Below are 12,207 nucleotides of genomic sequence, written 5' to 3' on the forward strand. Positions count from 1 at the left end.
GGCGACGTCACGGCATTCGCCTGACCAGGATTTCCGCGACGGAGAGTGACCTGGGTTACCGCAATACCGTGGCGGCGATCACTTTCATCTTCTAAGTTTTACCTGGTTGATTTGGTGATGAAGCAGAGGCTCGGCATTGTTGTATGCGGAAGCGACGAGGCTTTCTCCGTCACTATCCGTTAGGAGTGCCCGATGCCGTTCATTCGTGAGATCCGTACCGCCATCGTCAACCGCATCGCCGAGCGCCGTGCGCACCGTCAGCTGAGCACCGAGCTGGCCGCCTTCCGCACCGCCGCCGAGCGCACCGAACTCGACCTGATGCTGGGCCGGCACACCGCCGAGGAGACCCGCGAGATCGAGGCCATCCTGGCCCGGCAGGACGCCCAGCGCCGCTACCAGGCCACCGTGCAGTCCGGCGTTGGCGGTTTCCACAGCTGACCCCACACTGAACATCGGGTCGCCAGCCGACCCGGTGGGCCACGCCCGCCTGCCCGGACCGTCCCCGGACAGCGAAGGCCGGCCCACACCCGCCCCCGGCACCCCGTGCGCCGGGGGCGGTGTCATGTCCGGGCCGTTCTCGGGTGGCGGAGATCGGCCCGCGCTCGCCGCCGGTGCCCCGTGCGCCGGGGGCGGTGTCATGTCTGGGCCGTTCTCGGGCGGCGGAGATCGGCCCGCGCTCGCCGCCGGTGCCCCGTGCGCCGGGGGCGGTGTCATGGCTGGGCCGTTCTCGGGCGGCGGAGATCGGCCCGCGCTCGCCGCCGGTGCCCGGTGCCCGGTGCGCCGGGCAGCGCCATGTCTGCGCCTCCCCGGCATCTCCTGTTGTCCGGTTTCGATTGGTGGTCAATGTGCTGCCGAACCTGCGGATACCTTGGTGCTCATCGGCGACGGGCGGAGGTGGTGCATGAGAGCGTCACTGATTCCGCCTTCCGGTTGCACCGTCCGTGCCGGCGGCCATCGCTTCTCGGCGGGTAGCGGTCCGCGTCGCTCAACACCTGCGTGGCGCGGTCGCGTAGTCGCGGGGGAGGTGGTGGCGGCCGTGCGGTTGCGTAGTCGCGGGGGAGGTGGTGGCGGCCGTGCGGTTGCGTAGTCGCGGGGTAGGCGGTGGCACCCGTGCGGTTGCGTAGTCGCGGGGTAGGCGGTGGCACCCGTGCGGTTGCGTAGTCGCGGGGTAGGCGGTGGCACCCGTGCGGTTGCGTAGTCGCGGGGTAGGCGGTGGCACCCGTGCGGTTGCGTAGTCGCGGGGTAGGCGGTGGCACCCGTGCAGTCGCGTAGTCGCGGGGGAGACGGTGCCCGCCGTGCGATCGCGTCGTCCTATTGGAGACGGTGCCCGCCGTGCGATCAGGTCGCCCGATTGGAGACGGTGCGGGCCGTGTGGTCGCGTCGTCGCATGAGAGACGGTGCACCGATCATGCGGGGAGGACGATCGCCCGGCCGCGCGCCGGAACAGGGGCGCGGCCGGGCGTACCGAAAAGGGTCAGTCCTGGGGTTGGCGGTCGGGGTGGCTGTGGAGGCTGCCGGCGTGGGCTTTCAGGGACGGGTCGCGACGGGATTTGATCAGGCTGGCGACGGTGGTGACGACCAGGATCCCGATGATGACGATGAGCGAGACGGGGGTGCTGACTTCGGGGACCGCGTCGCTGAGTGACTTGTGGGCCCAGTGCAGGACGAGTTTCACGCCGATGAAGGCGAGGATCACGGCGAGGCCGGTGGACAGGTAGACCAGGCGGTCCAGCAAGCCCTTGACCAGGAAGAACAGGGCTCGCAGGCCGAGCAGGGCGAAGGCGTTGGCGACGAAGACGATGTACGCCTCCTCGGTGACGCCGAAGACCGCCGGGATCGAGTCGAGGGCGAACAGGATGTCCGTGCTGCCGATCGCCAGCAGCACCAGGAACAGCGGGGTGACCATCCGCCGGCCGTCGACCCGGGTGATCATCTTGCCCTCGACGTAGTCGTCGGTCACCGGGAGGAACCGGCGGCCGGCGCGGACCAGGGCGTTGTCCTCGATGCTCGGGTCCTCGTCGCGGTGCCGGAAGAGCTGCACCGCCGTGTAGATCAGGATCAGCCCGAAGATCAGGAACATGAACGAGAACAGGTTGAGCAGGGTGGCGCCGAGCGCGATGAAGACCACCCGCAGGACCAGCGCGATGATGATCCCGAAGGTCAGCACCTCCTGCTGGTACCGCTCGGGCACGGCGAACGTGCTCATGATGATCACGAAGACGAACAGGTTGTCGACGGACAGGCTCTTCTCGACGATGTACCCGGCGAAGTACTCCGTGCCGTAGGTCCATCCGGCGACCTGCGCGAAGACCAGGCCGAACGCGATCGCGACGACGATATAGAAGATCGACCAGCCGGCGGCCTCGCGGAAACCGACGACGTGCGGACGCAACACCCCCAAAGTCAGGTCGAGGGCGAGCAGGGCGACGATGACGCCGATCGTCAGGGTCCAGCCGAGCGCGGTGACCTCAAGCATCATCAAAGCATCCCCAAAGTTCCTGCAAAATATGCCCGGAACTCCCTGCAAGATCCCTGTAAACAGCGTCAGCGGGCGTCCACGTAGACGAAACCGCCGGAATACGGTCGGAGGCCGAGCCGGATCCGGTACACGCCCGGCCGGTCGAAGCAGAGCGTGCCGCGCGCGCGAGCGGGCACCGGCCCGGCCGGCGTGGCATAGGAGGACCCGGACCGGTTGTCGATCACCACGCAGCCGCCCGCCCGGATGCGCAACCACTCCGGGCGGAACCGGTCCACCCGCACGACAGCGACCGGCGGGCCGCCGTGCGCCAGGGCGGCCGCCGCGCGCTCCGGTTCGGTCACGTGCCAGGGGCGATGCCAGAGAACGACGGCCGCGACCGCGAGGAGCAGGATCAGCGCGACACTGTGCCGGCCGGCCCGGCGCAGCGCGGCGTCGGTGGCGTCCAGGTCCTGCGCCAGCCGGCCGACCGGCCAGCCGTAGAACACGTGCGCGCCGAAGGCGATCAGGATCGGTACGGCGTGACCGGTGAGGCCGTAGCGCGCGGCGAACGGGCTGAGGATCGCGACCGTCTCCAGCAGCAGCCCCCACCCGACACCCCAGGGCCACGGGCGGCGAGCCGCGAGCACCGCGTAGGCGATGCCGAACGTCACGCCGTTCGACAGGTGGTAGAGCCAGCCCAGGGTGCCGGTGAGGGCGGAGGAGGCGGAGGCGTCGGCGATGAGGATCCCGTAGGTCTCGACGGGCGCGAAGACGCGCTGCCCGGCCAGCGCGAACGGGATCCGGACCAGGTCGTAGCCGAGGGTGCCGAGTGCGCCGGCCACCGCGCCGACCCGGATCCTGGCCCGCAGGTCCGCGCCCACACCGGGCAGGACCGGCAGGACCGCGAGGGCGGCCATGGCCGGGACGGAGACCAGCCAGAAGACGGCGTGCATCGGCGCGACACCGTAGAGGTCGGCCAGCAGCGCCGCGATCGAACCGCCGCAGAGCAGGGCGACCGCCAGGCGCGGCGGCCAGGGGTGCGGTGGGCGCTCCTGAGGTGGGGCGGTGGGGCGCGGTGCACCGGGGATCATGGTTCTCGCGGGGGCACCGGTGGCCGGATGCGGTAGCGGCGGCCGGGGTCGGCGCGGCCAGTCGCGGGCGGGGCAGCGTCCGCTTCGTGCTCCTGCTCCCGTGCCCGGTGCCGACCGACCCGCTCCACAGCCTGCGGCCGCCGGCCTTCCTCTACGGCCCGCGGCCGGCGGGCCTGTCCTTCAGCCTGTGCTTCTTCGCCGGTCTGAGGCAGACGGGCTTGTTCTCGAGCCTGTGGCGGGCGGGCTTCTTCCTCGGCCGGTTTCTGGTGGGCGTCGGCTGGGGCGGTTGGTTCCTTGCGTTCGGGCACGTCCGGCATGAAGTCCTCCAGGTCGTCCCACTTGATGCCGGGTGACCGGCCGATCGCCGGGGGACCGGACGCGGGTGGATGGGGGATCGGGTGGACGTCGGCGGGCAGGTCCGCCGAGGCCGAACGGTAGAGGTGTCCGTGCGCCGGGCCGGCCGTGTCGTAGGTGGCGGACCGGTAGATCGTGCCGCCCTCATCCGGTCCGGGCTGCGGCTGGGGGTGGGGCGGCGAATCGGCTCCGTGGCCGGCCGGCACCTCCCACGATGGCGGCTTGCCGTCCGGATGACGCTGCGCCTGGTGGTGCGGGAGCGGTTCAGGCCGTGGCGGTGCTTCCGCGCCGTGGCCGGCCGGCTGGTGGTGTCCGCCGGGCGGCACCTCCCATGGCGGGGCACCGGAACCGTCGGGGCGAGGCGGTGCCTGGTGGTGTGGTCGCGATGGCGTCTCGTGGTCAGGGGGCGCCGACGTGGGTGCGGCCGGTGGTGGTGGCTGCGGCGAGGGGGCAGAGGGCGCCGACGTCGGTGCGCCTGGTGGTGGGTCCGGTGGTTCCGGGGGTGGTGGCTGCGGCGAGGGGCGCGGCAGCGAGGGGGCAGGGGGCGCCGACGTCGGTGCGCCTGGTGGTGGCGCCGGTGGCTCCGGGGGTGGGGGCTGCGGCGAGGGGCGCGGTCGCGGTGCGGGGTGTGGCGGCGAGGGGTCAGGGGGCGTTCGGGTGGGCAGGGGCGGTTCGGGATGAGGCCGCGGCCGCGGGATGCGGGTGGCCGGCCGGCGGCTGTCATCGGCGCCTGAACTGCCGGTCCGGGCGTGCGCGACGGCCGCCGCCGCGCCCAGGCCCAGGCCCAGCAGCACGCCCAGCGCGGCGGACACCCCGCCGATCGAACCCATCGTCAGGACGTGCGAGGCGCCGTCCGATCGCATCCAGGCGAGGACGCCCGCCAGCCCGAGGTCCGCGCACGGACGCCCGTCGGCGGTGACGCACTCCAGCCAGCCGCCGTCGTCGGCGTAGGCGCCGCGGACCCGGAGCACCTGCGCCGCCACCACCGCACCGGCCACCACCAGGACCATCGCGGTCCGGGGGCGCGGCGCGCCGCGGACCAGCAGGAGGGACGCGGCCGCGGCGATCAGCCCAAGACTCAGCTTGATCGGCCAGTTGTCGATCACTCCGTCCACCAGCAGGCCGGCGGCCTCGCCGAGCATCACCATGAACGGGCTGATCATCGCGGCCACCCGGGGGCCGGCCTTGGGCGCCACGATCCCGCACAGGCCGCGCCACACCCGGATCAGCGCGAAGTTCAGCACCACCCCGATCGGTGAGGCGGCCAGTGCCAGCAGCGCCAGTGCGAGGACCTTGGCGACCGCCGAGGAGATCGCCGTGGCGATCACCAGCGCGACGGAGGAACCCCACAGCAGCATGGCGACCGCGCCGGCGGGGTGTTCCGACATGGCGGCGGAGATCCGCCGGGGGAACTCCGCGACGTCGGCTTTGAAGGCGGTCCATCCGCGGGTCCAGGCGTACGTGATCACCGCGCTCACCATCGTGAACAGGATCAGCCAGAACAGTCCGTTACCGGTGTGCCCGTCGGCCGTGGCGGTCGTCGTGTCGCCCGGCGCGACCTGGCTGCCCTCGAGTCCGACCGCCATGGCGTACGTGTTCCAGGCCCAGCCCGTGAAGAACGCCAGCACGCTGAGCGCCAGAGTGAGGCGCCAGTTGGTACGCGTCCAGTGCCGCCACTGGCGCATGACGTCACGGGTCCACCCCAGTGCGTCCTGCAGCGTCATCGTCTCAGCCACGCCGACCACCCACCCGGGATCGGCGTCGGCGCCGTACGGCCGAGGCCGACCACCAACGACGCTAGGCACGGGTGGGGTGCCGTGGAAGGCGGAAGTCGCCTTTCCGTCCCGCGGCCGGGATCGAGCGGACCGGGGCAGGGGACAAAAGCGGCCCGGTGGGGCCGGCCGCGAGGGGAGTCGCGGGCGGCCCCACCGGGCAAGGGGGGCCGGCCGGGCGCAAGCAAAGGGCAAGGCCCGGCGGGAACGAGAGGCAAGGCCAGGCGAAGCGAAAGGCCGGGTCCGGCGGGAACGAGAGGCAAGGTCAGGCGAAGTGAAAGGCAGGGCCGGGCGGGAAGCGAAAGGAAGGCAGTGGTGGAGGCAGGTCGTCAGGCGGTGACGAAGGACCGCTTGGCCAGTCCCATCCAGAAGCCGTCGATCGGCTGAGCGGGGGACTGGTCCGGGGTGCCGGAGGCGCCCAGCGTGAGGAACATCGGGGCGAAGTGCTCGATGGTCGGGTGGGCGTAGGGCATACCGGGGGCGACGGCGCGGAAGTCGGCCAGCTCGTCGACGGCGCCGCGGGCGAGGGTCTCGGCGGCCCAGGCGTCGAACTCGCGGGACCAGCCGGGGGCGGCCGCGTCCGGGCGCCAGTCGCGCAGGAACGGCAGGCCGTGCGTGGTGAAACCGGAACCGACGATCAGCACGCCCTCGTCGCGCAGCGGGGCCAGCCGGGCGCCCAGGTCGAGCAGGCGGTCCGGCTCCAGGGTGGGTAGCGACATCTGCAGGACCGGGATGTCGGCCTCCGGGTACATCACGGTGAGCGGCACATAGGCCCCGTGGTCGAGGCCCCGGCTGGTCCGGGCGACCGTCTCACCGTCCGGCATCAGCGCGGCGACCTGGTCGGCCAGCACCGGCGCGCCGGGCGCCCGGTACTGCACCTCGTAGTAGTGCTGGGGGAAGCCGCCGAAGTCGTAGACCAGCGGGACGGTCTCGGTGGCGCCGAGCATCAGCGGCGCCGACTCCCAGTGCGCGGAGGCCATCAGGATCGCCCGGGGCCGCGGCAGGGCGGCGGCCAGCTCCCGCAGCTGCGCGACCCAGGTCGGGTCGTCCACCAGGGGCGGTGCGCCGTGGCTCAGGAACAGGGTGGGCATCCGCACGGGAACCTCCGTTGAAACTTCAACTACCTGGCACCTACCGTACGCCGAAGTGTTTGATTCTTCAACTATCCCGGCGGAAGATTACTTAACGTAGTATCTGATCTTGATTGGTGACGCTCCGTCCACCATCTCGCGATCTCATGGACATCGATGGACGTTTCCGCGACGTCCCTTCGTAGTTGATCACCAGGTTCGCGGCCGTTTATTGATCAATGCTCGAAATACCAGGCAGAAGGTGTGATCAACTTCGCCCACAGTGGAACACCCTTTTGTCTCTTCTGGACGTTGCGAAGTTCCGGCGGGTTTGGCAGGCTACTCGCGATCGCGCTTCGGGGAGCGGCGACATCAGTGTTCGTGACACCTCACCTTGACTACGTTCGGTGAAATACGCGGGCATTCCCAGGCGTCGAGAGGAGAACCAGCCGTGGCGTTGCCGCCGCAGCTACCGCCCGCGGACGATCTCTACCTGACCGCGCACGACACCATTCGCGGCAAGTCGTTGCTGTCCCCGGCCACCCTCGGCCTGGGCCTCGGCGCGGCGCTGCTCGGCGAGCTGATGCTGTGGCGCCGGATCGACCTGGCCGAGACCGAGCTGCTCGTGATCGACGAGCGCCCGACCGGCGACGCCGCGACCACGGCCCTGCTGGAGCAGATCCGGCGTGAGGCGGGTCAGCACGGCGTCCGCAACTGGATCGCCTATCTCTCCACCGGCATCGCCACCGACCTGGTCGAGCGCCGCCTCGCCCGGGGCGGCCTGATCAAGCGGCAGGAGAAGCGTGGGCTGCTCGGCACCAAGATCTCGATGGTGCCGGCCGACTCGATGACCGCCGGCTGGCCGGCCACCCGGCTGCGCACCAAGGTCTCCCGCGACGAGCAGCTCGACGTGGCCGACCTGCTGCTCGCCGGGCTGATCCTGGCCACCGGCCTGGACCAGCACGTGCTCGCCACCCTCAACGCCCGGGACCGGGCCCGCCTGTTCGACCAGTTCCGCCGGGTGTTCCCGGCGATGCTGCAGCAGCTCGTCGCGCATGCCGAGGCCGCCGTCGGCGACGCCGTGATGGCCCGCCGCGCCTGAACCACCTGAATCACCCCTCCTTTCGCCCCCCTCATCAAATCGGGAGATACGCGTGTCCTCGACCGCAACCCAACCCGCGGAGAGCCAGCTCTCCAACGCCCTGGCCCGGGACCGCCTCGGCGTCGCCGCCGTGGTCTTCTTCGTGATGTCGGCAGCCGCCCCGCTCACCGTGGTCGCCGGGGTGGTGCCCACCGGTCTGGCGGTCACCGGCCTGACCGGCATCTCGGTCGCCTTCGTCGCGGTCGCGGTGGTGCTGGCGATCTTCTCGGTCGGCTACGTCGCGATGGCCCGGCACATCTCCAACGCCGGCGCCTTCTACGCCTACGTGGCCCGCGGCCTCGGCCGGCCCACCGGCGTCGGCGCCTCCTGGGTCGCCCTGCTCGCCTACAACATGTTCCAGGTCGCGTCGTACGGCGGCTTCGGCGCCATCGCTCAGCCGCTCTTCGTCGACTGGTTCGGCCTGGACGCCCCGTGGTGGTCGTTCGCCCTGGTGGCCTGGGCGCTGGTCGCCGTGCTCGGGGTCCGCGACGTCGCGGTCAACGGCAAGGTGCTGGCCACCCTGCTGGTCGCCGAGATCGCGCTGACCGTGGTCTTCAGCGTCGCCGAGATCCTCTCGTCCGGCTTCCACCCGTCGGCCGCCCCGGTCGACGTCTCCACGCTGACCGGTGCCGGCTCCGGCGCGCTGCTGGTCATGGCGATCACCGGCTTCGTCGGCTTCGAGCAGTCGGTGGTGTTCAGCGAGGAGTCGCGCGACCCGCGGCGGACCGTGCCCCGGGCCACCTACATCGCGATCGCGCTGATCGCGGTGCTCTACGCCTTCGCCTCCTGGGCGATGATCTCCGCGGCCGGCCCCGACCAGGTGGTCGGCAAGGCCGCCGAGGAGGGTCCCGAGCTCTTCTTCAACCTGGCCGCCGGCCCGCTCGGCAGCATCGCGCTGCACCTGGGCCACATCTTGTTCCTGACCTCGCTGATCGCCGCGATGATCTCGTTCCACAACATCATCTCGCGGTACATGTTCTCGCTGGGCCGGGAGGGCGTGCTGCCCCGCCTGTTCGGCCGGACCGTGCCGGGCACCGGCGCCCCGAAGAACGGCTCCCTCGCCCAGTCCACCGTCGGCCTGCTGGTCATCGTGCTCTACGCGGTGATGGGCTGGGACCCGCTGGTCCAGCTCTTCTTCTGGGGCGGCACCGGCGGTGGCCTCGGCGTGCTGCTGCTGATCACGCTGACCGCGTTCGCGGTGATCGGCTACTTCGCCCGCCACCCGGAGGGCGAGGACGTGCTGCACCGGATCGTCGCCCCGGTGGTCGGCGCGGTCCTCCTGCTGGTCGTCTCCTACCTGGCCCTGGACAACATCGCCACGCTGCTCGGCGTGGAGCCGGGCAGCAAGCCGGCCGTCGTGGTGCCGGCCTCCTTCGGGGTGCTGCTGCTCGGCGGCATGCTGTGGGCGTTCTTCCTGCGCGGCTCCCGCCCGCAGGTGTACGCCGGGATCGGCCTGGGCGCGAACAGCGCCACCACCGGCGGGGGCTTCGCCGCCGCGCTGAACGAGGGCGCCGACCCGGGGGCGATCCGATGACCGCCGTCATCCGGCCGGCCCGCGCCGACGAGCTCGCCGCGATCGGCGCGCTGATCTCGCACTCGTTCGACCACCTGGCCGCGGACGCGTACCTGGTGCCGGTCCCGGCGGACCGGGAGCGGGTGATGGCCGACTTCTTCACCCTGGAGACCGAGTACGCCTTCAGCCACGGCAAGGTGGAGGTGATCGACCACCCGGACGGCGGGCACGCGGCCGCCGCGGTCTGGTTCGACCGGGTCACCCCGCTGCCCGAGTTCCCCGGGTACCTGGAGCGGCTCACCGCGCTGGCCGGCGACCACCTGGAGCGGTTCGGCGCGCTGGGCGAGCTGTTCGAGAAGAACCACCCCACCGAGCAGCACTGGCACCTGCAGTTCCTCGCGGTCCGGCCGAGCGAGCAGGGGCACGGGCTGGGCGGCGCGCTGATGCGGAACGTGCACGACCAGCTGGACGCGCGGGGGCTGCCGGCCTACCTGGAGGCGACCAACGAGAACAACGTGCGGCTGTACCGCCGGTACGGCTACACCGGGATGGACCCGTTCGAGATCCATCTCCCGGACGGCACCCCGTTCTACCGGATGTGGCGCCCGCCGTCCTGACCGAGGCCACCCGGAGGGGGCATGAGCTGAGGCTCGTGCCCCCTTTCCGTTTCTGTGCAGCTATTGACGTGGACGCACAGCCGTAATTACATCGAAAACAGGTCCACTCAGCGTCGCTGGACGATCACCGACGGCTGACGGCTTGGTTGATCACGTCCGTGACCGCACGGGACCTGACCCTCCCGGGTGGATGGCCGGAGGGACGGCGATGTCCGCACACGAGGTCCTCACGATGGGGCGGATCGGCGTCGACCTGTATCCGGAGCAGGCCGGGGTGGGGCTCGCGGAGGTGCGGACCTTCGCCAAGTTCCTCGGCGGGAGTCCGTCCAATGTGGCGGTGGCCGCCGCGCGATATGGCCGGCGGGCCGCGGTGATCACCCGGGTGGGCGCGGATCCGTTCGGCGGTTATCTGCGGTCGGCGTTGCGCGGCTTCGGGGTGGACGATCGGTTCGTCGCCGAGGTGGACGGCTTGCCGACGCCGGTGACCTTCTGTGAGATCTTCCCGCCGGACCGGTTCCCGCTCTATTTCTACCGCTACCCCCAAGCCCCGGACATGATGATTTTTCCGTACGAACTGGACGCGGCGGCGATCCGGGCAGCGGGGATCTTCTGGGCGACCGGGACCGGTCTGAGCGCGGAGCCGAGTCGAGAAGCCACCTTGACCGCGCTGAGATGTCGCGAAAGAACGGGCGTGACGGTGCTCGATCTGGACTGGCGGCCGATGTTCTGGCAGGAGCCACCCCAGCACGTCTACACCGAGGCCCTGGCCCACGCCACGGTGGCGGTGGGCAACCTCGACGAGGTGGAGATCGCGACCGGCACCCGCGACCCGGAGGCGGCCGCCGACGCGCTGCTGCGGTCCGGTGTGGAGCTGGCCGTGATCAAGCAGGGCCCGGCCGGAGTGATGGCGCGGAGCCGGACCGAGCGGGCCCGGTCCGAGCCGGTGCCGGTCAAGGTGATCAACGGGCTCGGCGCGGGCGATGCCTTCGGCGGAGCCCTCTGCCACGGCCTGCTCGCGGGTTGGCCGCTGCAGGCGTCGCTCGACTTCGCGAACGCGGCGGGGGCGCTGGTCGCCGGACGCTTGGCCTGTGCCGACGCGATGCCCACCGAGCCGGAGGTCCGGGCGATGCTCCGCCCGGAGGAGGGGAACGACAGCCGGGAGAGGGTGGGAGACCACATCCGCGAGGGGCCGGGGGACGGGTGCGGCGGGGGAACCGGGAACGGCTTCGGTGGCAGTGCCGGGGATGGCCTCCGGGAGGGGGCCGGGCATGGCTGAGGCCCGGGCCAATCCGCTGGTCCGCCGGGGCAGCACCGCGGAGCGCCCGTTCGAGGTGGTGGTCAGCCCGGAGAACGCCGGCTGGCGGCACAGCGGCCTGCGGGTGGTGAACCTGCCGGTCGGCGGCCGGGTCAAGTTCCACACCGGCCACGACGAGGTGCTGGTCCTGCCGCTCACCGGCGGCTGCGACGTGGCCTGCGACGACGAGCGGCTCACCCTGACCGGCCGCCGCTCGGTCTTCTCCCGGGTCACCGACTTCGCCTACCTGCCGCGGGACACCGTGATCACCCTGCGGGCGCCGAACGGCGGCCGGTTCGCGCTGCCCGCCGCCCGGGCCCGGCGGCAGCTGCCGTTCCGCTACGGACCGGCCGAGGACGTGCCGGTCGAGCTGCGCGGCGCCGGGCAGGCCAGCCGGCAGGTCAACAACTTCTGCACGCCCGAGTCGTTCGAGGCGGACGCGCTGATCGCGGTCGAGGTGCTCACCCCGGGCGGCAACTGGTCGTCCTACCCGCCGCACAAGCACGACGAGGACTCTCCCGAGGAGAGCCGGCTGGAGGAGATCTACTACTTCGAGGTGGCGCCGTCCCCGTCCGGCCGGCCGGGCTGCGGGTACCAGCGGGTCTACGGCCATCCGGACCGCCCGATCGACGTCTGCGCCGAGATCCGCACCGGTGACGTGGTGCTGATCCCGTACGGCTGGCACGGCCCGTCGATGGCGTCCCCCGGTTACGACCTCTACTACCTGAACGTGATGGCCGGCCCCGGTGAGCGCCGCTGGCTGATCCGCGACGACCCGGCGCACGGCTGGGTCCGCGGCACCTGGACGACCCAGAAGATCGACCCTCGGTTACCGCTGACCACGGCCCGGGAGCGGAGGCGGATGTGAGGCACTGGCTGACCACGGCCCCGGAGCGG

Annotated in this window: 10 protein-coding genes; 6 read left to right on the forward strand and 4 right to left on the reverse strand. The window is 71.5% G+C overall.

What is annotated here, in order from left to right:
- Positions 1-192: 192 nt before the first annotated feature.
- Positions 193-438, forward strand: a complete 246-nt coding sequence (locus tag BJY16_RS22140) for a hypothetical protein (RefSeq protein ID WP_185041496.1) — start codon at positions 193-195, stop codon at positions 436-438.
- Between the two features lie 1,036 nt (positions 439-1,474).
- Here the strand turns inward: BJY16_RS22140 and BJY16_RS22145 are convergent.
- From BJY16_RS22145 to BJY16_RS22160, 4 genes are all read right to left on the reverse strand, one after another.
- Positions 1,475-2,476: a TerC family protein gene (locus tag BJY16_RS22145; protein ID WP_185046599.1), complete on the reverse strand. Its 1,002-nt coding sequence runs from the start codon at positions 2,474-2,476 to the stop codon at positions 1,475-1,477.
- 68 nt (positions 2,477-2,544) lie between these two features.
- Positions 2,545-3,549, reverse strand: a complete 1,005-nt coding sequence (locus tag BJY16_RS22150; protein WP_185041497.1) for a hypothetical protein — start codon at positions 3,547-3,549, stop codon at positions 2,545-2,547.
- Positions 3,546-5,639 (reverse strand): hypothetical protein, encoded by a 2,094-nt coding sequence (locus BJY16_RS22155; RefSeq protein WP_185041498.1) that lies wholly within the window; start codon positions 5,637-5,639, stop codon positions 3,546-3,548. The genes BJY16_RS22150 and BJY16_RS22155 overlap by 4 nt, the downstream gene beginning before the upstream one ends.
- 365 nt (positions 5,640-6,004) lie before the next feature.
- Positions 6,005-6,766 (reverse strand): dioxygenase family protein, encoded by a 762-nt coding sequence (locus BJY16_RS22160; protein ID WP_185046600.1) that lies wholly within the window; start codon positions 6,764-6,766, stop codon positions 6,005-6,007.
- Between the two features lie 430 nt (positions 6,767-7,196).
- On the opposite strand from BJY16_RS22160, the gene BJY16_RS22165 reads away from it, so the two are divergent.
- From BJY16_RS22165 to iolB, 5 genes are all read left to right on the forward strand, one after another.
- A complete protein-coding gene (locus BJY16_RS22165; RefSeq protein ID WP_185041499.1) occupies positions 7,197-7,847 on the forward strand; it encodes a GOLPH3/VPS74 family protein in 651 nt (216 codons plus the stop codon).
- 52 nt (positions 7,848-7,899) lie between these two features.
- Positions 7,900-9,420 (forward strand): APC family permease, encoded by a 1,521-nt coding sequence (locus tag BJY16_RS22170; RefSeq protein ID WP_185041500.1) that lies wholly within the window; start codon positions 7,900-7,902, stop codon positions 9,418-9,420.
- Complete coding sequence (locus tag BJY16_RS22175; RefSeq protein ID WP_185041501.1) at positions 9,417-10,016, forward strand: GNAT family N-acetyltransferase; 600 nt, start codon at positions 9,417-9,419, stop codon at positions 10,014-10,016. The genes BJY16_RS22170 and BJY16_RS22175 overlap by 4 nt, the downstream gene beginning before the upstream one ends.
- Before the next feature lie 208 nt (positions 10,017-10,224).
- Positions 10,225-11,292, forward strand: a complete 1,068-nt coding sequence (iolC, locus tag BJY16_RS22180) for a 5-dehydro-2-deoxygluconokinase (RefSeq protein WP_185041502.1) — start codon at positions 10,225-10,227, stop codon at positions 11,290-11,292.
- Positions 11,285-12,178: a 5-deoxy-glucuronate isomerase gene (gene iolB / locus BJY16_RS22185; RefSeq protein ID WP_185041503.1), complete on the forward strand. Its 894-nt coding sequence runs from the start codon at positions 11,285-11,287 to the stop codon at positions 12,176-12,178. The genes iolC and iolB overlap by 8 nt, the downstream gene beginning before the upstream one ends.
- Positions 12,179-12,207: the final 29 nt, after the last annotated feature.

The organism is Actinoplanes octamycinicus (assembly GCF_014205225.1).
Taxonomy (GTDB): Bacteria; Actinomycetota; Actinomycetes; order Mycobacteriales; family Micromonosporaceae; genus Actinoplanes; species Actinoplanes octamycinicus.